Raw genomic sequence first — 21,649 nt, forward strand, 5'->3', positions numbered from 1 at the left:
ACCGCCCCGTGACCGACGATCCGATCCCCCCGCAGGACGGCGAAGAGCCGCCCGAGCGTCCGGTACATTCCGGACCCACCATCGCCATCGAAGATGAGATGGAGACATCCTTCCTCGATTACGCGATGAGCGTCATCATTTCCCGCGCGATCCCCGATCTGCGCGACGGGCTGAAACCCGTGCACCGGCGCATCCTCTATGCAATGCACGAGACCGGGAACACGTTCGACAAGGCCTACCGCAAGTCGGCACGGCCGGTTGGCGACGTCATGGGTCAGTACCACCCGCATGGCGACAGCGCGATCTATGACGCGCTGGTCCGCATGGCGCAGGACTTCTCGATGTCGCTGCCGTTGCTCGACGGCCAGGGCAACTTCGGCTCGATGGACGGCGATGCCCCGGCGGCCATGCGCTACACCGAGGTCCGCATGGACAAGCCGGCGAACTACCTGCTGGCGGACATCGAGAAAGACACCGTCGACTACCAGGACAACTACGACGGCAAGCAGCAGGAACCGACGGTGCTGCCGGCGCGGTTCCCGAACATGCTGGTCAACGGCGCGGGCGGCATCGCCGTCGGCATGGCCACCAACATTCCGCCCCACAACCTGGGCGAGGTCGTCGACGCGACGCTGGCGCTGATCGAGACGCCGGACCTGACCTCGGAACAGTTGATGGAGTATGTTCCCGGCCCCGACTTCCCCACCGGGGGCGTCATGCTGGGCCGTTCGGGCGCGAAGAAGGCCTATCTCGAGGGCCGCGGCTCGGTCCTGCTCCGGGCCCGCTCGACCATCGAGGAAATCCGCAAGGACCGCTACGCGATCGTTGTCACCGAGATCCCCTACCAGGTGAACAAGGCGACGATGATCGAGAAGATCGCCGAACTGGCCCGCGACAAGAAGATCGAAGGTATTGCCCACGTTCAGGACGAATCCGACCGGTTCGGCGTGCGCGTTGTGATCGAACTGAAGCGCGATGCGACCGCCGAGGTGGTGCTGAACCAGCTCTACCGGTTCACGCCGCTGCAGACCTCGTTCGCGTGCAACATGCTGGCGCTCAACGGCGGCAAGCCGGAACAGCTGACCCTGCGCGGTTTCCTGACGGCCTTCGTCGCCTTCCGCGAGGAAGTCGTCGCCCGGCGCACCGCGCATGACCTGAACAAGGCGCGCGAGCGGGCGCATGTGCTCTGCGGTCTGGCCGTTGCCGTGTCCAACGTCGACGAGGTGGTTGCCACGATCCGTGCCTCGGCCGATGCGGCGGAGGCGCGCGAGAAGCTGATGACGCGGCGCTGGCCGGCCTCGGACATCGCGCCCTACATCCAGCTGATCGACGATCCCAGCCACAAGATGAACGAGGACGGCACCTACAACCTGTCGGAAACGCAGGCCCGCGCCATCCTCGAGTTGCGGCTGCAGCGTCTGACCCAGCTGGGTGTCAAGGAAGTGACGGACGAGCTGGAAGAACTGGCCGGCAAGATCACCGAGTATCTCGACATCCTGCGCTCGCGCGAGCGGATCATGGGCATCATCAGCGACGAGTTGCGCGAAGTGCGCGAGCTGTTCGCCGTGCCCCGCCGCACCGAGATCGTCGACTATGCCGCCGATTTCGACGACGAAGACCTGATCGAGCCCGAGGACATGGTCGTGACGGTGACCATGTCGGGCTATATCAAGCGCACCGCGCTGACCGAGTACCGGGAGCAGAAGCGCGGTGGCAAGGGGCTCGCGGGCATGGCGATGAAGGACGAGGACGTCGTCACGACCCTCTTCGTCGCCAACACCCACACGCCTCTGCTGTTCTTCACCACCGACGGGATGGTCTACAAGCTGAAGACCTGGCGCCTTCCCCAAGGCGGGCGCAATGCGCGCGGCAAGGCGATCGTCAACATCCTGCCGATCCCGCAGGGCACCTCGATTGCCGCGATCATGCCCGTCGACCGGGACGAAGAGGACTGGACCGATCTGCAGATCGTCTTCGCCACCAGTTCCGGCGACGTGCGGCGCAACGCGCTCAGCGATTTCACCAACGTGAAGTCGAACGGCAAGATCGCGATGAAACTGCCCGAGGACGTGAGCCTCGTGAACGCCCGCATCGCGTCGGAAACCGACGACATGATGCTGGTAACCGCGCTAGGCAAGGCGATCCGCTTCCCGACCACCGCCGTGCGCGTGTTCAAGGGCCGCGATTCCACCGGGGTGCGGGGCATCCGTCTGGCCGAGGGCGACGAGGTCGTCTCGATGGCCGTGATCCGGCATTTCGAGGCCAGCTCGGAAGAGCGTGCCGCCTATCTCAAGATGCGCCGCGCTGTTGCCGGGGCCGATGACGAAGGCGCGGATGCCGATGACGAGCCCGTGGCGGACGTGGCGCTGAGCCAGGAACGCTATGTCGCGATGTCGGCGGCCGAGGACCTGATCCTGACGATCACCAAGCGCGGCCTGGGCAAGCTCAGCTCCAGCCACGACTACCCGGTGCGCGGGCGTGGCGGCCAGGGCGTGCAGGCCATCGACAAAGGCATGCGCGGCGGTCCGCTGGTGGCGTCGTTCCCGGTCGATCCGGGCGACCAGATCATGCTGGTGACCAATACCGGCCAGTCGATCCGCTGCCCGGTCGGAGACATCTCGTTCCGCTCGCGCGGGGCTGGCGGCGTCAAGGTGTTCAACACCGCCAAGGGCGAAGAGGTCGTCTCGGTCGCGTGGATCGCCGAGAATGGCAATGGCGAGAACGGCGAGGACGACGCAGGCCCCGCCGAGGGCACCGAGGCGCCCGAAGAGTAAACGCTTATCGTCGCCCGATCGTGGACAATCTGTGGATGCGTTTCCGGATTGTCCAGATCGGGCGACGCTGTATCTATCCCCGCATCGCAACACACCCCGGCACGGATCCGGGGCGCAAACGGGATAGACCAATGACCGAAGCACTCAAATTCGCCGCGCCCCTGGCACGGATCCTGCTGGCCTTCATGTTCATCGTTTCCGGCTGGGGCAAGCTGGGCGATCCGGCGGGCACCGCCGCGTACATCGAGTCGGGCGGCCTGCCCGGCATCCTCGTCTGGCCGACCATCGCCCTGGAACTGGTGGGCGGCATCTTCATCCTGGTGGGCTTCCAGACCCGCATCACCGCCTTCCTGCTGGCCGGCTTCTCGGTCGTGGCGGGCGTGCTGTTCCACTATGTCCCCGCGCAAAGCGCCGAGGGCATGGCGCAGATGATGCAGATGATCATGTTCAACAAGAACCTGAGCATCGCTGGCGGCTTCCTGGCGCTGGTGGCCTTCGGCGCCGGCCCGCTGTCGGTGGACAACCGCAGCAAGGCGGGCGTCGCCGTCCCGGCCTGAGCTTTCCGGCTTCGACGTTTCCCAAGGGGGCCCGCGCGGCCCCCTTTCCTTTTGCGCGCACTGTCCTTAAATCCCGCGCATGAGCACACCAGCCCCCATTCACATCATCGGCGGCGGCATGGCCGGGTCCGAGGCCGCCTGGCAGGCCGCCCAGGCCGGCGTTCCCGTCATCCTGCACGAAATGCGCCCCGAGCGCGGCACCTTCGCGCACCAGACCGGCGAACTGGCCGAGATGGTGTGCTCGAACTCGTTCCGCTCGGACGATGACGAGCAGAACGCCGTCGGCCTTCTGCATTGGGAGATGCGCGCGGCGAATGGTCTGATCATGCAGATGGGCGACAAGCACCAACTGCCCGCGGGCGGCGCGCTTGCGGTGGACCGGCACGGGTTCAGCCAGGGCGTGACTGCCGCGCTTGAGGCGCATCCGCTGGTGACCATCGACCGGCGCGAAGTGCCGGGCCTGCCCCCGGAGGACTGGGACAGCGTCATCATCGCGACCGGCCCGCTGACCTCGGACGCGCTGGCGCAGTCGATCCGCGCCGAAACGGGCGAGGATTCGCTGGCCTTCTTCGACGCCATCGCACCGATCGTGCATTTCGACAGCATCGACCTGGACAAGGCCTGGTTCCAGTCGCGCTATGACAAGGGCGAGACCGAGGAAGAGCGCACCGCCTATCTGAACTGCCCGATGGACAAGGACCAATACGAGGCATTCATCGACGCGATCCTCGAGTCGGACCAGACCGAGTTCAAGGATTGGGAGGCCGACGCCAGATATTTTGACGGCTGCCTGCCGATCGAGGTCATGGCCGCGCGTGGCCGCGAGACGCTGCGCCACGGACCGATGAAGCCGCGCGGGCTGACCAACCCGCACCAGCCGGACGTCAAGGCGCACGCGGTGGTGCAGTTGCGCCGGGACAATGCGCTGGGCACGCTCTATAACATCGTCGGCTTCCAGACGAAGATGAAGTACGGCGCGCAAGCCGATGTTTTGCGGATGATTCCGGGGCTCGAAGAGGCGCGGTTCGCGCGACTTGGCGGGATCCACCGGAACACGTTCCTGAACTCTCCGCGGCTGCTCGACGGCCAGATGCGGCTGAAATCGCAGCCGCGGCTTCGCTTCGCCGGGCAGATCACCGGGGTCGAGGGCTATGTCGAAAGCGCCGCGATGGGGCTGGTTGCCGGGCGACTGGCCGCAGCAGAACGGCTGGAGCGGCCGCTGACGCCGCCCCCCGCGACGACCGCGATGGGTGCGCTGCTGACGCATATCTCGGGCGGGGCGGATGCCAAGACCTTCCAGCCAATGAACGTGAACTTCGGGCTGTTCCCGCCGGTGGACGACGTGCGCGGCGGGCGCAAGGGCCGGCAGGTACGTTACAAGGCCTATACCGACCGGGCGAAAGCGGATCTGCGAGGCTGGCTCGACGCGACCCCGGCCCTCGCCTAGACACTCGAACCACGGCCCTTAGAATGAGGGCCGGAGGTATTCATGGATTCTGACAAGACATATCTGGACCGGGTCTACGACCTCGAGTCCGGAGAGCAGACGCGCGGCTTTTACGACGAATGGTCCGGCAGCTATGACGACGAAGTCGCCGGACAAGGCTATGTCACCCCGGCCCGCGCCGCCGCCGCGCTGGCCGAGCATGCCAAGGACAAGACCGCGCCGCTGCTGGACATCGGCTGCGGTACCGGGCTGGCTGGCAAGCAGTTTCACGACGCCGGTTTCACCACCATCGACGGCACCGATTTCTCGGCCGAGATGCTCACGCAGGCCCGCGCCAAGGGCGTCTACCGGGACCTGACGCAGATCGATCTTTCCGACCCGCTTCCCTTCGAGGACGGCACCTATCCGATGATCGCAGCGATCGGCGTGCTGACGCCCGGCCATGCGCCTGCCTCGACCATCGACGAGGTGATGGCCAAGCTGCCCTCGGGCGGGCTTTTCGTGTTCTCGCTCAACGACCACGGGCTTGCGTCGACGGACTATCCCGGGCGCATCAACAACCAGCTCGACTGCGGCGCGGCGCAGCTTCTCTTCCGCGAGCACGGCGAGCATTTGCCGGGCATCGGCATGGAATCGACCGTGTTCGTGCTGAGGAAGGCCTGACGCTTGCACACCGAGCGGTTTGCGCCCTCGCCCACCGGTCCGCTGCACCTGGGACATGCGTTCTCGGCACTGACGGCCTATGAGCGTGCGCAGGCGGCGGGCGGGCAGTTCCTGCTCAGGATCGAGGATATCGACCGGAGCCGCGCGCGCGCCGAGTGGGAGGCGCAGATCTACGACGACCTGAAATGGCTGGGGCTGACGTGGCCCGAGCCGGTGATGCGGCAATCCGAGCGGATGCGCAGCTATCGCATGGTGATCGAGCAGCTCTGGGCCGACGGCATGCTGTTCGCCTGCACCTGCACACGGCGGGAGGTCGAGGCTGCGCTCTCGGCCCCACAGGAGGGCGCCCCGCTACACGGGCCGGACGGGCTGATCTATCCCGGCACCTGCCGGGCGCATCGCTACGACGGCGGGCCACCACCCGAAGACGCGGCGCTGCGGCTGGACATGGCCCGCGCGGCCGAGCGCGTCGGAGCAACGCGGTTTCTTGAAAAAGGCCATGGGCCGAATGGCGAGAGTGGCGAGATCGACCTTTCGCCCGAGCGCATGGTCCGCGAGATCGGCGACGTTGTGCTGGCACGGCGCGGCTGGGGCACGTCCTATCACCTGGCGGTGGTGCTGGACGATGCGCACCAGCAGGTGACGCATGTGACGCGGGGGCGCGATCTTTTCGAGGCGACCGCGATCCACGTGCTGCTGCAACGCCTGCTGGGTCTGCGGGTACCGGTCTATCACCACCACCGGCTGATCCGGGACGAGGCGGGAAAGCGGCTGGCCAAGCGCGACGACGCGCGGGCCATTGCGAAATACCGGGCCGAGGGGGCAACCCCCTCGGATATTCGCGAGATGGTGGGGCTAGCCCCTACTCCGGCAGCGGGTCCGAGGTGATCCGCTCGGTTCCGTTCTCGACATCGGTATAGAAACAGCTGCGCCGCCCCGTGTGGCAGGCCGCCCCGGTCTGGTCGACCTGCATCAGCAGCGTATCGCGGTCGCAATCCACGCTCAGCCGCACCAGTTTCTGCACATGCCCCGATGTCGCGCCCTTGCGCCAGAACGCGCCGCGCGACCGCGACCAGTAGGTCACGTCCCCGGTCTTGATCGTCTCGGCCAGGCTCTCGCGGTTCATCCAGGCCATCATCAGCACCTCGCCCGACTGGTGGTCCTGAGCGATGGCGGGGATCAGGCCGGCATCGGTCCAGCGCAGGCTGTCAGGGTCAAATCGCGTCATTGTCATCGGCTCCACTTTCCCGGGCGGCTGTTTGCGCCTAGATATGGGGGACGGACGAATTTTGAAAGCGGAGAGCGCCATGAGCGGCGACGCGGATTTGATCAAGCTCTACTCGCAGCGCATCCTGGCGCTGTCGGCAGAGATTCCGCACACCACGCGGCTGGACGCCCCGCAAGCGACGGCGACGCGCCGCTCTCCGCTGTGCGGCTCGACGGTGACGGTGGACCTGACGCTGAAGGACGGGCGCATCGCCGACTATGCGCAGGACGTGAAAGCCTGCGCACTTGGACAGGCATCTTCGGCGGTATCGGGCAAGGTCATCGTCGGGCGGAGCCGGGACGAGGTGGAAAAGGCCCGCGACCAGCTGAAGGCGATGCTGAAATCCGGCGGCCCGGTGCCCGATGCGCCTTTCGACGGTTACGAGGTGCTGGAGCCGGCACGGGACTACAAGAACCGCCATGCCTCGATCATGCTGACGCTCGAGGCGACGCTGGACGCATTCGACAAGGCGCTGGAAGTCGCCGCCTGACATGGTGACCCGCGCCGAAGCGGCGCCGTGGTCCCCGGCGAGCGACTGCTATTTCGAGTGCTACGCCGACGGTGTCTACGACACATTCAATCATTTGCACCTGATCCTGCCCGCGGACCGCGCCTATGTGGTGGCTGAGCGTGGAGACCTCGTCGTCGGTCACGCCGGCGTGGACGGGATCGAGTTCTGTTTCCGGCGGGGCATTCCGGGCGTCTTCGCCTGGTACGGCATCGAGGCGGAACACCGGCTTGTGGCCGAGGACCTCGATGCGCTGCTGCGCTGCTGGAACGACCGCACGATCAAGCTCTAACCATGTGACAAAAAAGAAAAAGCCGCCGCGAGACTATCGCGGCGGCAAGTGGCGTCTCATCACTGGCATCGGTTCCATGGGCAGCATGGGAGGCGATGGCCGGACCCCTTCAGGCAGGACGGGGTGACAGGCTGGGACGATCCGCAGGCAACTGGAACACGCAGCCTCAGGACAGGCCGGGCAACGCCAGCCCGACGAGAACCATGAAACAGATCGCGGCAAGGCCGATCGCATCCCCAAGAAGGGCCTTGTTCGCGGAAAACTCGTTGTCGGTCGGTCGGCGCATCGGCTTGTCCTCTCGGCTGCGTGTTAACGGAATGTTCTCTATTTTCCGGCTTACCGTCAAGAACTTTTAGGGAACATTTGAGAACAAAACGAGATATGCCGTGATATCAACGGCTTGCCGACCCTCTCAGCCGACCGAGAGCATTCGAATCGCGCGGTCTGCCTCATAGAGGTAAAGCGCCGTGCGCACAGCCTGACCCCGCTCCGAGGTCAGGTCCGGATCGTCCGCCAGTATCCGGCGAGCGTCGGTCTGGGCGGTGGCCATCAGCTCTCCCTGCCGTTCGAGGTCGGCGATGCGGAAGCGTGGCAGGCCGGATTGCGCAACGCCCAGCAGGTCGCCCGCGCCGCGCAGGCGCAGGTCTTCCTCGGCGATGCGGAAGCCGTCCTCGGTCTCGCGCATGATCGCCAGCCGCGCCTTGGCGCTTTCGCTGAGCGGACCGGAGTACATCAGCAAGCAGGTGGACTTGCCGCTGCCGCGCCCGACCCGGCCGCGCAACTGGTGCAGTTGCGCCAGGCCGAAGCCCTCGGCGCCCTCGATCACCATGATCGTCGCCTCGGGAACGTTGACGCCGACCTCGATCACCGTGGTCGCGACCAGCACCTGCGTGCGCCCGGCGACGAAATCCGACATCGCGGCGTCTTTCTGCGCGGGCGGCATCTGGCCGTGGACCAGCCCGACGGCGCCTTCTCCCAGCGCGGTGCGCAGGTGGTCGAACCGTGCCTCGGCCGCGGTGGCCTCGACCACCTCGGATTCGGCGACCAGCGGGCAGACCCAATAGGCCCGCCGCCCCTCGGCCACGGCGGCGCGCAGGCGGGTGACGACCTGGTCCAGCCGGTCGGCAGACACCAGCGCGGTGTCGATCGGCTGCCGTCCGGGCGGCTTCTCGCCCAGCACCGACAAGTCCATGTCGCCATATTGCGAGAGCGCCAGGCTGCGCGGGATCGGGGTCGCGGTCATCACCAGGATATCCGCCGCCTGCCCCTTCTCGCTCAGGTCCATGCGTTGGCGCACGCCGAAGCGGTGCTGCTCGTCGACGATGGCCAGCCGCAGGTCGCGGAAGGCGACATCGGACTGGAACAGCGCATGCGTGCCGACCAGCAGGTCGATCCGCCCTTCGGCCAGATCCGTCAACTTGGCGGTGCGCTCGGCCCCCTTGTCGCGGCCGGTCAGCAGCTCCAGCCGGACGCCCGCCGCTGCGGCCAGCGGCGCCAGCCCTTCCATATGCTGCCGGGCGAGGATCTCGGTCGGGGCCATCAGCGCCGCCTGCCCGCCCGCCTCAACCGCCGCCAGCATCGAGAGCAGCGCGACCAGCGTCTTGCCCGAGCCCACGTCGCCCTGCAGCAGTCGGTTCATGCGAAAGCTCGAAGCCATGTCTCCGAGGATCTCGGACACCGCGCGGCGCTGTGCTGCCGTCGGCGAAAACGGCAGCGATGCCAGCACCTTGTCGGCCAGCTTTCCGGTGCCCTTCGTGCTGCGCCCGGTGCGCTTGCGCGCCTTGGCACGGGCCAGGGCAAGGGTCAGCTGGTGCACGAACAGCTCGTCATAGGCGAGGCGCTGCCGTGCAGGTGCTTCGGGCGCAAGGTCGGCGCCGGTGTCCGGCGCATGGGCGGCGGCGATGGCAGCATGCCAATCGGGCCAGCCGCGCTGGGTCTTCAGGTGCGGATCAATCCAGTCGGGCAGCTCCGGCGCCAGCGCCACGCCCCCGGCAGCGGCCTTGTGCATGGCCTTCTGCGTGACCCCCTGGGTCAGCGGATAGACTGGCTCGAACAGTGGCAAGTCGTCTGCCTCGTCCGGGCGGAGGATGTAGTCGGGATGCGCCATCTGCGCGCGGCCATCAAAGAGCTCGGCTTTACCCGAAACCAGGCGGCGCTGGCCACTTGGCAGGGTCTTTTGCAACCACTCGGCATGGGCGTGGAAGAAGACCAGTTCAAACTCGGTCTTGGCGTCCTCGACGAATACCCGGTACGGTCGGTTCCGGCTGCGCGGAGGGACGTGTGCGCCCACCGTTACTTCGACGGTGACCACGCCGGGCAGCGGTGCGCCGAGGACTGTCTCGCGCCGCCGGCGGTCCACGCCGCTCGCTGGCAGCGTGAACACCATGTCCCTTGGCTTTGTTATCTCGATCTTTCCCAGCAACCCCGCCGTCTTGGGGCCAATGCCGGGCAGATCGGTCAGGGCCGAGAATAGCGGGAACAGGACCTCGGGGCGCTGGTGGGCCATGGCTGCCGGCTCACCCGATCAGGGCGCGCCATTCCTCTTCGGTCATGACCTCGACGCCAAGCTCTTCGGCCTTCTTGAGCTTCGAGCCGGCGCCCGGCCCCGCTACCACGATATCGGTCTTGGCCGAGACCGAGCCCGAGACCTTGGCGCCGAGCGATTCCGCCGTGGCCTTGGCCTCGGCGCGGGTCATGGTTTCCAGTGTGCCGGTGAAGACGACGGTCTTGCCGACAACGGGCGAGCCCTCGGTCTTGGGCGCCTCGGCGTCCTGCACGTCGAGGTGTTCCAGCAGGCGGTCGACGGCGGCGCGGGCACTTTCCTCGTGGAAGAAATCCACGACCGCGCCCGCCATCACTTGGCCGACACCGTCGATGGCGTTCAGCGCCTCCCATTCCGGACCCTCGTGATCGCGGGCCGCCTGCATGGCGTCGCGGAAGGCGGTCCAGCTGCCGTAGCTTCGCGCCAGCAGCGCGGCCGATGTTTCGCCCACGTGGCGGATACCGAGGCCGAAGATCAGCCGGGCGAGCGGGATGCGGCGGCGCTCGTCGATTGCGGCGAAGAGGTTGGTTGCGGATTTCGGGCCCCAACCCTCGCGCTTTTCCAGCGGCGCGTCGCTGTCCGGCCCGTGGGTCCGGGACAGGGTGAAGATGTCGGCGGGCTCGGCGATCCAGCCTTCGTCGAAGAACGCCTCGACCTGTTTTGCGCCCAGACCCTCGATGTCGAAGGCCGAGCGAGAAACGAAATGCTTCAGTTTTTCAACGGCTTGCGCGGGGCAGATCAGGTTTCCTGTACAGTAGGCAACTGCCTCACCCTCCTCGCGGATGACGTCCGAGCCGCAGCGGGGGCATTTCGTCGGGAATTCATAGGGTTGTGCATCCTTGGGGCGGCGCGAGAGGTCCACGTCCTTTACCTTGGGGATTACGTCACCAGCGCGGTAGATGGTGACCCAGTCGCCCTCGCGCAGGTCGCGACCCTCGCGGATCGGGTTGCCCTGGCTGTCGCGCCCGGCGATGTAGTCGGCGTTGTGCAGCGTGGCGTTCGAGACGACGACGCCGCCCACAGTGACCGGGGTCAGCCGGGCGACCGGGGACAGGGCACCGGTGCGGCCCACCTGGATCTCGATCTTTTCCAACTGCGTGATGGCAATCTCGGCCGGGAACTTGTGCGCGATGGCCCAGCGGGGCGTGGTCGATCGGAAACCGAGGCGGCGCTGCAGGTCGAGGTCGTCCACCTTGTAGACGACGCCGTCAATGTCATAGCCCAGCGTCGCGCGGTTCTCCTCGATGTGGTGATAATGCTCAAGCATTTCATCGGGATGCGCGACCGTCTTTGTCAGCGGGTTGATCGTGAACCCCAGGGTTTCGAGGCGTTTCAGCGCACCCGACTGGGTGGCCGCCAGCGGCTCGGAGATCTCGCCCCAGGCATAGGCGAAGAAGCGCAGCGGGCGTTCGGCGGTGATCCTCGCATCGAGCTGGCGCAGCGATCCGGCGGCAGCGTTGCGTGGGTTGGCGAAGGTCTTCGCGCCCTTCGCTTCCTGTCGGGCGTTGAGCGCCTCGAAATCCTCATGGGCCATGTAGACCTCTCCGCGGACCTCGAGCACCTCGGGCGTACCGGTCAGGGTTTCAGGGATGTCGTCTATCGTCAGCGCGTTGGCGGTGACATTCTCACCCTCGGTGCCATCGCCTCGGGTCGCGGCCTGCACCAATTTGCCGCCCTCGTAACGCAGCGACAGCGAAAGGCCGTCGATCTTCGGCTCGGCGGTAAAGGTCAGCGGCGCTTCGACATCGAGGTTCAGATAGCGGCGGATGCGGCCGTCGAACTCTTGTACGTCCTCATCAGAGAAGGCGTTGCCGAGCGAAAGCATCCGGACCGCGTGAACAACCTTGCCGAAGCCCTGCGCGGGGGCCGCGCCGACCCGCTCCGAGGGGCTGTCGGCACGCTTCAGGTCGGGGAACCGAGCCTCGATGGCGGCGTTGCGGCGCTTAAGCGCGTCATAGTCCGCGTCCGAAATATCGGGCGCGTCCTGCTGGTGGTAGGCGATGTCGGCTTCGGCAATAGCCGCGGCGAGCCGTTCTAGCTCGCCCCGGGCCTCGTCCTCGGTCAGTTCTTCCACGGCCTTTCGGCTTGCGTCGCTGGCCATGCCACCTTCTCCCCGCGTCTTCCGGCGAGGCAGATTTAGCGCCCCCTGCCCGGCAATGCCAGCGCCGGAGCGCGATCCGTGTCAGGGGCCGGTCCGCCGTCCTGGCGTCCCGTAGGCGCGAGCGGCCCAAGGACCGCCCGCCGGGTGCCGTTCAGGCACCCATCGCCAAGCGGTGCGACCCCGCTCCGGCACTCGGGGCCGGGTCGCGCAGCACGTAGCCACGGCCCCAGACCGTCTCGATGAAATTGTCGCCGCCCGTCGCTTCCGAGATCTTCTTGCGCAGCTTGCAGATGAAGACGTCGATGATTTTTAGCTCTGGCTCGTCCATACCGCCGTAGAGATGGTTCAGGAACATTTCCTTCGTCAGCGTGGTGCCCTTGCGCAAGCTCAGCAGCTCCAGCATCTGGTATTCCTTACCGGTCAGGTGCACGGGCTGGCCCGAAACCTCCACCGTCTTGGTGTCGAGGTTCACCTCGACAGGTCCGGTGGTGATGATCGACTGCGCATGGCCCTTGGAGCGACGCACGATGGCGTGGATCCGGGCGATCAGCTCCTCCCGGTGGAAGGGTTTGGTCATGTAGTCATCGGCCCCGAACCCGAAACCCTTAATCTTGCTGTCGGTGTCATCCATCCCCGACAGGATCAGGATCGGCGTTTCGATCTTAGACATGCGCAGCTGGCGCAATACCTCGTGCCCGGTCATGTCGGGCAGGTTCAGATCCAGAAGGATCAGGTCGTAGTCGTAGAGCCGGGCGAGGTCGATGCCCTCTTCGCCCAGGTCCGTGGCATAGACGTTGAGATTCGCGTTGTTCAGCATCAGCTCGACGCTGCGCGAGGTAGTAGGGTCGTCTTCCACCAGAAGTATGCGCATGAGGGTGCCTCCGGACCTGCAATAGCCGTTAATCTTTCCAAGAACGATTAGGTACCAATGGTTAACCGGAGATTACTACACGCATAGGGCGAGTCAAATACTCGTTAAACTTGTCGATATTTCTGCAACGCCGTCGCCCGAAGCGCACGCGCGCCATGCGTTTCCATCGCGATTCGCCAGCTGTGCAGTTCCTCGGTCGACAGCCCGTACATCTGGCAAGCCTCTTCCTCGGTCAGCAGGCCGCCGTTTACTGCCTGCACCACGACCGCCTTGCGCCGCGCCACCCAGCGTCGCGTGCCACGGTCCGGCAGATCCGAGCGTGTCAGCCGGCTGCCATCGGCCAGCGTCACATAGACCGGCCCCTTGTCTCTTCTGATATACATCTCCCTCACCCGTGATTTGCGTTCACCCACGGGTCCGGGATAGTCAGCGAGCCTTAATCGGCTCTGAACCCGGCCTTTGAATATGTCGAAGGTTTTACTATATTCCCGCGGAATTCCGGAGATCCGCCATGACCCAGACCACGCTGCGGCACGCCGATAGCGCGCCCCGTTCCACGCCCCTGAACTCGCTCGGCCTGCCGAAGCGTCCCGAGGACACGCGCGTGCTGGTCGCCATGTCGGGCGGCGTCGACAGCTCGGTCGTCGCCGCGATGCTGAAGCGCGAGGGCTATGACGTCGTCGGCATCACGCTGCAGCTTTACGATCACGGCGCGGCGCTGGCAAAAAAAGGCGCGTGCTGCGCCGGGCGCGACATCCACGACGCCCGCCGGGTCGCCGACGAGATGGGCTTTCCGCATTACGTTCTGGACTACGAGAACCGGTTCCGCGAAAGCGTCATCGACGAGTTCGCCGACGCCTATCTTGCCGGCGCGACGCCGGTGCCCTGCATTCGCTGCAACGAGCGGGTGAAGTTCCGCGACCTGCTCGAGACCGCCAAGGATCTCGAGGCCGACTGCATGGCGACCGGCCACTACATCCAGCGCTTTCAGGGCCCCGAAAAGGCCGAGCTGCACCGCGCCGCCGACCCCGACCGGGACCAGAGCTACTTCCTGTTCTCGACCAAGCAGGAGCAGCTGGATTACCTGCGGTTCCCGCTGGGGCACCTGAAGTCCAAGGCCGAAACTCGGGCGCTGGCGCGCGAGTTCGGGCTGGAGGTCGCCGACAAGCCGGACAGCCAGGACATCTGCTTCGTGCCGAACGGCTCCTACGCCGCGGTCATCGAGAAGCTGCGCCCCGGCGCGGTGGAGCCTGGCGAGATCGTCCATATGGACGGCCGTGTGCTGGGCACGCATGAAGGCGTGATCCACTACACGATCGGTCAGCGCCGGGGCCTCGGCATCGGCGGCGGCGAGCCGCTTTATGTCGTGAAGCTGGATGCCGATGCCCACCGCGTCGTCGTCGGCCCGCGCGAGGCGCTGGCGACCGCACGAGTGCCGGTGAAGGAAGTCAACTGGCTGGGCGACGGTGATTTCCAAGACGCCCCCGAAGGCGGCTGGGAAGTCGGCGTGAAAGTCCGCTCGACCCGTCCGCCGAAACCGGCGCGGGTTCGCCCGACCGGCCCGACTTCGGCCGAGGTCGAGTTGCTGGCGCCCGAGGAAGGCGTCGCCCCCGGGCAGGCCTGCGTGTTCTACGCCCCCGAGGGCAGCAGAGTGCTGGGCGGCGGCTGGATCACGCGGGACTGATATCCAAGGTCGGAAACGAGAAACGGGCCGCCTTTTGGCGGCCCGTCTGCATTCATGGCTTGGCTATCAGCCTTCAGCTTCCTTGACCGCATGCCGGTCGACCAGCACTGAGCACGGCGCGTGGCGCACGACCTTGGCCGCCGTGGAACCGAGGAAGATGTCCGAGAACCCCGGCTGGTGCGATCCGATGATCACCAGGTCGGGCGCGGCGCGGTCGATCACCTCGAGGATGCGGACATAGGCCCCGCCCCGCTCCAGAAGAGGTTGCGTATTCTCCAGCCCGGCGCCGGAGATCAGCCCTTCGAGCGCGGTGTGCAGGTCGCGGTCGCGAACCTGCCGGACGTCCTTCGGCACGTAGGCTTCGGCGAAGGCGGGAATGTCCGGCACCACGTGCAGCGCGGTGATCTTGCCACCCGGGCTCAGCAGGCGGCCGGCAAGCGCCAGGATCCGCTGCGCGACGTCTTCGTGGGCCAGGTCCACAGGGACCAGGATATGGTTGTACATGGGGTTCCCTCCGCCATCTGTTTCCTTGTGTCGATCTGACCCGGACGAGCCTCACGGCGCCTTGACGCAAATCAACTGGACCTCGGGCGGGCGCGCAGGCATGGTCCGCGCGATTGGCCGACCACAGGAGCATAGCATGACTTTGGACGCCGCCCTGAAAGCCGCCGACGACGGCATCGACGCCTCGCTCGACCGGCTGTTCCAGCTGCTGCGCATCCCCAGCATTTCCACCGACCCCGAGTATCACGACGACTGCGTTGCCGCCGCCGACTGGCTGGTGGCCGAGTTGAGCGCGCTCGGCTTCGACGCCTCGCGCCGGGACACGCCGGGCAAGCCGATGGTCGTCGCCCGCCACGAGGGGCCGGGGCCGAAGATGCTGTTCTACGGCCACTACGACGTGCAGCCCGTGGACCCGCTGGATCTCTGGGACCGCGAGCCCTTCGATCCGGCGATCGAGGACACGCCCGCAGGCAAGGTGATCCGGGCCCGCGGCTCGTCGGACGACAAGGGCCAACTGATGACCTTCGTGGAGGCGATGCGCGCCTGGAAGGACGCGACAGGTTCGCTGCCCGGCAACCTCGTGCTGCTGTTCGAGGGCGAAGAGGAATCCGGCTCACCCTCGCTGATCCCGTTCCTCGAGGCCCACAAGGACGAGCTGTCGGCGGATATCGCCTTCGTCTGCGACACCGGCATGCTGGACCAGGACACGCCGTCGATCTGCACCATGCTGCGCGGGCTGCTGGCGGTCGAGTTCTCGCTGAAAGGCCCAAGCCGGGACCTGCATTCGGGCATGTACGGCGGCCCGGCGATGAACCCGAACCGAGTGATGGCGGATGTACTCTCGCAGCTCCACGACGACCAGGGCCGGGTGACGGTGCCGGGTTTCTACGATGGCGTCGAGCCGGTGCCCGAGGATGTCGCCGAAAGCTGGCGCGCGCTGACCTTCGACGGCGAGGCCTTCCTGGCAGAGGTCGGGCTGAAGGTGCCCGCCGGCGAGCAGGGCTTTTCGGTGCTGGAGCAGATCTGGGCCCGGCCCACGGCCGAGATTAACGGCATGTGGGGCGGCTATACCGGGACCGGCTTCAAGACCGTGCTGCCCGCGAAATCCACCGCCAAGGTCAGTTTCCGACTGGTCGGCACGCAGGATCCAATCGCGATCCGCGATGCGTTCAAAGCCTGGCTGGAAGAGCGGCTGCCCGAGGATTACGAACTGGAGTTCTGGTCCCGCGACGGCGCCCCCGCAACCGTGATGCCCACCGAGCGCCCCGAGTTCGCCCGCGCCCGCGAGGTGTTGAGCGACGAGTGGCCCAATGAGGCAGTATTCGCAGGCAGCGGCGGCTCGATCCCCATCGTCGGGCGCTTCCGCGAGATCCTGAACGTCGACAGCATCCTGATTGGATTCGGGCTCGACGACGACGGGATCCACTCGCCGAACGAGAAATACTCGCTGACCAGCTTCCACAAGGGCATCCGGTCGTGGGTGCGGGTGATCGGGGCGATCAGCGAGCGGTGACGTTCCCCGCCCGGTTATTGGACCAATGGCTCGCGCCCACCCCTGAGTTGGGCGCGAGCCGGGGCTGACACTCCGGTAGCATGGCTACTCCGCGCGACGTCGTCTTCCCCGGCGCTTCTTCGGAGTAGCCAGCCCTTCGGCGAGAACCTCCGTCATCGGGTGTCCCGGGAACTGCGGCGCATAGTGCTCGTGAGCCTGCCGCACGGCTTCTCCCGCATCCACCTCGACAGGCAGACCCAACGCCCAGTCAAAGAAGATCGTGCGGCAGTCGGCGGCGCCGATGCCCTCGATCCGGTAGGCCTCGAACAGAAGGCCCCGCGGGTCTATGTCGAGGCCGCCCTTCATCGCGCTCCCCTGCCCTGTCCGCCTCAGCAGATACTGCGACGGTACAGCGATCTGCGCGGAAAGCGACATGGATCACGCCGCCAGCGCCGCCGAGGCCTCTTCGAAGAGGATTGCGTGCCGAGCGGCCAGCGCCTCGATATCGTTGTCGTAACCGCCACCCAGCACCCCGGTGACGGGCACACCGTCCGCGCGAAGGCGTGAGATCACCAGCCGGTCGCGCGCGCGCAGACCCGCATCGCTCAGGGACAGGCGGCCCAGGCGGTCCTCTGCGTGGGGATCCACCCCGGCGTTGTAGAAGGCTATGTCGGGCCGCTGCTGCGCCAGCACCTCGTCCAGAACTGTGCCCAGACGGTCGAGGTAGGCGACATCCCCGACCCCGTCCTCCAGCCCCACGTCGAGGCGGGATTGCGCCTTGCGCGCCGGATAGTTCCGCGCTGCGTGGACCGAGAGGGTAAAGACAGCCGGTTCGTGCTCGAAAATCCGCGCGGTTCCGTCGCCCTGGTGCACGTCGAGATCCACCACCAGAACGCGCGCCACCTGCCCCGCGTCCAGAAGCGCCCGCGCGGCGACACCGACGTCGTTGAAGACGCAATAGCCCGCCCCGCCCTCGGGCCCGGCATGGTGCGAGCCGCCCGCGGCATTGCAGGCCAGCCCATGCTCAAGCGCCAGTCGCGCGGCAAGCGTGGTACCGGCGGCCGAAAGCTGCGCACGGCGGGCGACGGCCTCGGTCGCGGGCAGGCCTATGCGGCGGACTTCGTCGGGGGTGGTCGTGGAGGTCAGCACCCGGTCGACATAACCGGGCGCATGAACGGCGGCGATATGCGCGAAGGACGCGGGCGCCGGGGCAATGTAACCCCCGGCCTCCGGCAGCAAGCCCCGCGCGACCAGAGCGCGCCTCAGGTAGCCGTACTTCGACATCGGGAACCGGTGCCCCGGCTTGAGAGGCGCGATGTAGTCCGGGTGCCATACAATGGGCAGCACCCTCAGCCCTCCAGCACCCGGGTAACGATCTGCTCCGAACGTTCGGCGTCCTCGGCAAGCATCACGCGCAACTCGTCGATGGTCTCGGCGCCGCCGGCCTCGGCGACCAAAGCATTGAGGCCAGGCCCGCCGCTTTCGACGTCGAAGTCCTTGAACAGCGCCAGCCGGGCGTAGTGCTGAAGCGCCATCAGCCGGGCGACGGCATGGGTCAGGTGCTCGGCCTCGTCCACGGTGAGGAAACCGGCATCGGCGAGCGGCGCGATCATGTGCCGGGGCGCGCAGGCGGTGATCCCGGGCGTCAGCAGCTTGCCGGTCTGCAAGGCAAGCTCGATGTCGCGCAGACGGCCCGGGCGCTCCTTCATCGCCCAGGGGTCGTCGGTCTGACGGGTTTCGGCGATGCGCGCGCGCATCTCGCGGACGTCGGCCAGCACCTTCTCGCGGTCCTGCGGCCGGTCGAGGATGTCGTGCATGGCCTGCGTCAGACGGCTGCACAGATCCTCGGACCCGGCGACGACGCGGCCGCGCGTCAGGGCCAGATGTTCCCAGGTCCATGCGCGTTCCTCGTGGTAGGCGATGAAGCCGGAAAGCGAAGTCGCGACCGGCCCCTGCCGCCCCGAAGGGCGCAGGCGCATGTCGACCTCGTAAAGCTCGCCCTCGGCGGTTGGCGCGCTGAGCGCCGAGACCAGCGCCTGCGTCAGCCGCGCATAATACTGCGGCGCGGCCAGCGGGCGCTTGCCCTCGGAGTTCATGTCCGGCGTCGCGTCGTAGACCATGATCAGGTCGAGGTCCGAGGCCGCCGTCATCTCGCGCGAGCCGAGCTTGCCGAGTGCCAGAACCGCCACGCCCCCACCCGGCGGCGCACCGTGCTTGCGGGCGTGTTCGGCGATGACATACGGCAGGATCGCACGAAGCACCGCCTCGGCCACAGCCGAGAACGCCTCGCCGGCCTCGTCGGGCGACGCGATCCGGCGCAGCAACTGCACGCCGACGCGGAAGCGCTGTTCGCGCGCCCAGACGCGGGCGGCGTCCAGCACCGCCTCGTAGCCGTCGGCGCGGTCCAGCAGGTCGGTCAGCTCCGCCTCGAGGCCCGGTACCGGCTCGAGCGGGTCGAAGAACCTGCCGCTGAGCACCGCGTCCAGCACCTTGGCGTGACGGCCGAGGTAATCCGCCAAACGGGGCGCGGTGGCGCAGACGTCGAGCAGCAGGTCGAGAATTTGCGGGTTGGCGTCGAAGAGCGAGAAGACCTGCACCCCGGCGGGCAGGCCGCGCAGGAAACGGTCAAAGGATTCGAGCGCCTTGTCCGGCTGTGACGCGCCCGACAACCGCGCGGCCGCCTGCGGTTTCAGCCGGTCGAAGATGCGCTGCGCCCGTTCGGTGCGAAGCGCTGGCAGATCGCCCCAGCTCTCGACCACTTCGCGGGTCCGCTCGGGGTCCGGGAATGCCGCCCAGCCGTCACCGCCGTCACCGTCGGGCTCGTCCGGCGCAAAGAAATCCTCTGCCAACTGGTGCACGCGCTGGAAGCGTCCGGTGAGTTCTGCCTCGAACGCGTCGCGATCGGTGGCGCCGCAGAAGGCGGCCATGCGGTCGCGGGCCTCCGAAGTGTTCGGGTAGAGGTGCGTCTGCGCATCCTCGATCATCTGGATCCGGTGCTCGAGCTTGCGGTGATCGACATAGGCCTGCGCCAGTTCATCGGCCAGGTCCTGCGGAACCCAGCCGGCCTTCGCAAGCGCCGCCATCGCGGGACGGGTGCGCGACTTGCGCAAGGACGGGTCGCGACCGCCGCAGATCAGCTGGTTGGTCTGGACGAAGAACTCGATCTCGCGGATGCCGCCCCGGCCCAGTTTCACGTTATGCCCTGGAAGCTGGAACGCGCCGGTCAGGCCCTTGTGCTCGCGGATGCGCCGCCGCATGTCGTGGGCGTCCTCGATGGCGGCGAAATCCAGGTGCCTCCGCCAGATGAACGGGGTGAGGTCGGTCAGGAACCGCTGCCCGGCCTTCTGATCCCCTGCCGAGACGCGGGCGCGGATGAAGGCCGCCCGCTCCCACGTCCGGCCCTGGCTTTCGTAGTAATATTCCGCCGCGCCCATGCCGATGCAGACGGGTGTGACCGAGGGGTCTGGCCGCAGGCGCAGGTCAGTGCGGAAGACATAACCCTCGCCGGTCTCTTCGGACATCAGTTTCATCATCCGCTGCACGATGCGGATGAAGTGCTTGCGAATGGTCGCGTAGTCGTCGGGCGGGTAGTTGCTTTCGTCGAAGAGCGCGATCAGGTCGATGTCGGAACTGTAGTTCAGCTCTTGCGCGCCAAGCTTGCCCATGGACAGGATCACCAGCCCGCCGCAGTCGGCCTCGACCTTCGGCAGGCGGCCAGCCTCCTGTGCTTCGGCGACCAGAAGCTCGGAGCAGGTCTGAAGGCCCTCGTCGGCGAGGCGTGAGAGCGCGCCGGTCACTTCGTCCAGACCCCAGACGCCACCCAGATCGGCCAACGCGGTCAGCAGGCCTACGCGCCGCTTGGCCCGGCGCAGGCGCGAGGCGAGGTCGTGCAACTCGCCGCCGCGCGCCTCGGCCAGCGCCTGTTCCAGCGCATCCTCGGGCGTGCCGTGCGCGGCCTCTACAAGCCAGTCGGCCTCGGCCTCGACCAGCCGGGCCAGATGCGGAGCGCAGCCGGCGGCCCCGGCAACGAGGGCCTCGAAGGCCTTGCCGGTGCCGGCGACGTAGGCGGCGGCCTCGGCCCCCTTTTCGGGGTCGTAGGGAATGGGGGCGCGGGTGACGGAGGATGCGAAGCTCATGGCCGCACCGTTCCCCGAGCGCCGGGCGCGGTCAAGAGCGTGCGCGCTCCTCCTCGGGGGTTTGCACCCAGCTGACCATGACGAAGCTGAGGATCATCAGCAGGTACCACGCGCCCAGCTTGGAGAAGCCGACCATCTTCCAGCCGTTCGACTGATCCGGATAGACCCAGGCCCCGCCGAAGGTGCCGATGTTCTCGGCGAACCAGATGAACAGGGCGACCAGCCCGAAGCCCAGCCACAGCGGCATCCTGAGGCGCATCGCATCGGGCGTGTAATGCACCCAGGTCCGGGAATAGAGCGCCAGCGTCGCCAGGATCAGAGGCACGCGCAGGTCGACCGTAAAGTGATGCGTGAAGAAGTTAAGGTAGGACAGCGCCGCGATGGCCGTGGTCGCGACCATCGGAGGATATCGAGTGAAGCGGAAGTCGAAGATGCGCCAGACCCGCGCGAGGTAGCTGCCGACGCAGGAATACATGAACCCCGAGAAGAGCGGCACGCCTGCGATGCGGAAGAACGCCTCTTCGGGGTAGATCCAGCTGCCGACATGGGTCTTGAACAGCTCCATGATCGTGCCGACGACGTGAAACAGCAGGATGACGCGCGCCTCGGCCCAGGTTTCCAGCCGCAGCGCCAGCAGCCCGCCCTGGATGGCGAGCGCGGCGAGGAACAGGAAGTCGTAGCGCGGCAACCAGGCATCGCTTGGGTACAGAAACTTCGTGCCGAGAATGAGCGCCAGCATCAGCCCGCCGAACAGGCAGGCCCAGGCCTGCTTCAGCCCGAACCACCAGAATTCGTGCGCCGCATGGCGCAC

The 21,649-nt window shown here is 66.9% G+C and carries 19 protein-coding genes; 9 read left to right on the forward strand and 10 right to left on the reverse strand.

The features are described 5' to 3' along the window. Positions 1-8 precede the first annotated feature (8 nt). The 5 genes from gyrA (at position 9) to gluQRS (ending at position 6,329) form a co-directional block, all read left to right on the forward strand. Positions 9-2,774 (forward strand): DNA gyrase subunit A, encoded by a 2,766-nt coding sequence (gene gyrA, locus ACW9UR_RS13480; protein WP_458917513.1) that lies wholly within the window; start codon positions 9-11, stop codon positions 2,772-2,774. Positions 2,775-2,905: 131 nt separating this feature from the next. After that, entirely contained in the window at positions 2,906-3,331 is a 426-nt protein-coding gene (locus ACW9UR_RS13485) for a DoxX family protein (protein WP_458917514.1), read from the forward strand. Positions 3,332-3,410: 79 nt separating this feature from the next. Continuing rightward, the gene (gene trmFO / locus ACW9UR_RS13490; protein WP_458917515.1) at positions 3,411-4,778 is read left to right on the forward strand and encodes a methylenetetrahydrofolate--tRNA-(uracil(54)-C(5))-methyltransferase (FADH(2)-oxidizing) TrmFO; all 1,368 of its coding nucleotides are present in this window, start codon (positions 3,411-3,413) and stop codon (positions 4,776-4,778) included. A 42-nt stretch (positions 4,779-4,820) separates the two neighbouring features. Then, a complete protein-coding gene (locus ACW9UR_RS13495) occupies positions 4,821-5,441 on the forward strand; it encodes a class I SAM-dependent DNA methyltransferase (RefSeq protein ID WP_458917516.1) in 621 nt (206 codons plus the stop codon). A 3-nt stretch (positions 5,442-5,444) separates the two neighbouring features. Next, entirely contained in the window at positions 5,445-6,329 is an 885-nt protein-coding gene (gene gluQRS, locus ACW9UR_RS13500) for a tRNA glutamyl-Q(34) synthetase GluQRS (protein WP_458917517.1), read from the forward strand. Here the strand turns inward: gluQRS and hisI are convergent. Then, on the reverse strand, positions 6,304-6,669 hold the full coding sequence (hisI, locus tag ACW9UR_RS13505; RefSeq protein ID WP_458917518.1) for a phosphoribosyl-AMP cyclohydrolase: 366 nt from the start codon (positions 6,667-6,669) through the stop codon (positions 6,304-6,306). The two genes, gluQRS and hisI, sit on opposite strands and share 26 nt — an antisense overlap. A 79-nt stretch (positions 6,670-6,748) precedes the next feature. Here hisI and ACW9UR_RS13510 point away from each other — a divergent pair, with 79 nt between their 5' ends. Together ACW9UR_RS13510 and ACW9UR_RS13515 are read left to right on the forward strand one after the other, a co-directional pair. Continuing rightward, entirely contained in the window at positions 6,749-7,198 is a 450-nt protein-coding gene (locus ACW9UR_RS13510; protein WP_458917519.1) for an iron-sulfur cluster assembly scaffold protein, read from the forward strand. 1 nt (position 7,199) lies between these two features. Further along, entirely contained in the window at positions 7,200-7,508 is a 309-nt protein-coding gene (locus tag ACW9UR_RS13515) for a hypothetical protein (RefSeq protein ID WP_458917520.1), read from the forward strand. 412 nt (positions 7,509-7,920) lie between these two features. Here ACW9UR_RS13515 and recG read toward each other — a convergent pair whose 3' ends face one another. From recG to sciP, 4 genes are all read right to left on the reverse strand, one after another. Next, positions 7,921-10,014 carry an ATP-dependent DNA helicase RecG gene (gene recG, locus ACW9UR_RS13520; protein WP_458917521.1) on the reverse strand — a complete coding sequence of 698 codons (2,094 nt, stop codon included), beginning with the start codon at positions 10,012-10,014 and terminating at the stop codon, positions 7,921-7,923. Positions 10,015-10,024: 10 nt separating this feature from the next. Continuing rightward, positions 10,025-12,151, reverse strand: a complete 2,127-nt coding sequence (gene ligA / locus ACW9UR_RS13525; protein ID WP_458917522.1) for an NAD-dependent DNA ligase LigA — start codon at positions 12,149-12,151, stop codon at positions 10,025-10,027. A gap of 151 nt (positions 12,152-12,302) precedes the next feature. Further along, positions 12,303-13,022, reverse strand: a complete 720-nt coding sequence (gene ctrA, locus ACW9UR_RS13530) for a response regulator transcription factor CtrA (RefSeq protein ID WP_458917523.1) — start codon at positions 13,020-13,022, stop codon at positions 12,303-12,305. Between the two features lie 104 nt (positions 13,023-13,126). Further along, entirely contained in the window at positions 13,127-13,405 is a 279-nt protein-coding gene (gene sciP, locus ACW9UR_RS13535; protein ID WP_458917524.1) for a CtrA inhibitor SciP, read from the reverse strand. A gap of 128 nt (positions 13,406-13,533) precedes the next feature. Between sciP and mnmA the strand changes: the two genes are divergently transcribed. Further along, positions 13,534-14,706, forward strand: a complete 1,173-nt coding sequence (mnmA, locus tag ACW9UR_RS13540) for a tRNA 2-thiouridine(34) synthase MnmA (protein WP_458917525.1) — start codon at positions 13,534-13,536, stop codon at positions 14,704-14,706. Positions 14,707-14,772: 66 nt separating this feature from the next. Here mnmA and ACW9UR_RS13545 read toward each other — a convergent pair whose 3' ends face one another. Next, on the reverse strand, positions 14,773-15,210 hold the full coding sequence (locus ACW9UR_RS13545) for a universal stress protein (RefSeq protein ID WP_458917526.1): 438 nt from the start codon (positions 15,208-15,210) through the stop codon (positions 14,773-14,775). 136 nt (positions 15,211-15,346) lie between these two features. On the opposite strand from ACW9UR_RS13545, the gene ACW9UR_RS13550 reads away from it, so the two are divergent. After that, positions 15,347-16,723 (forward strand): dipeptidase, encoded by a 1,377-nt coding sequence (locus ACW9UR_RS13550; protein WP_458917527.1) that lies wholly within the window; start codon positions 15,347-15,349, stop codon positions 16,721-16,723. 84 nt (positions 16,724-16,807) lie between these two features. Here ACW9UR_RS13550 and ACW9UR_RS13555 read toward each other — a convergent pair whose 3' ends face one another. The 4 genes from ACW9UR_RS13555 to ACW9UR_RS13570 form a co-directional block, all read right to left on the reverse strand. Beyond that, positions 16,808-17,068, reverse strand: coding sequence for a hypothetical protein (locus tag ACW9UR_RS13555; protein ID WP_458917528.1), 261 nt, complete (start codon positions 17,066-17,068; stop codon positions 16,808-16,810). A 72-nt stretch (positions 17,069-17,140) separates the two neighbouring features. Then, positions 17,141-18,049, reverse strand: a complete 909-nt coding sequence (locus ACW9UR_RS13560) for a histone deacetylase family protein (RefSeq protein ID WP_458917529.1) — start codon at positions 18,047-18,049, stop codon at positions 17,141-17,143. 2 nt (positions 18,050-18,051) lie between these two features. Next, positions 18,052-20,838, reverse strand: a complete 2,787-nt coding sequence (locus ACW9UR_RS13565; protein ID WP_458917530.1) for a bifunctional [glutamine synthetase] adenylyltransferase/[glutamine synthetase]-adenylyl-L-tyrosine phosphorylase — start codon at positions 20,836-20,838, stop codon at positions 18,052-18,054. A gap of 31 nt (positions 20,839-20,869) precedes the next feature. Beyond that, positions 20,870-21,649 carry a DUF817 domain-containing protein gene (locus tag ACW9UR_RS13570; protein WP_458917531.1) on the reverse strand — a complete coding sequence of 260 codons (780 nt, stop codon included), beginning with the start codon at positions 21,647-21,649 and terminating at the stop codon, positions 20,870-20,872.

This window comes from Halovulum sp. GXIMD14794, from assembly GCF_054457455.1.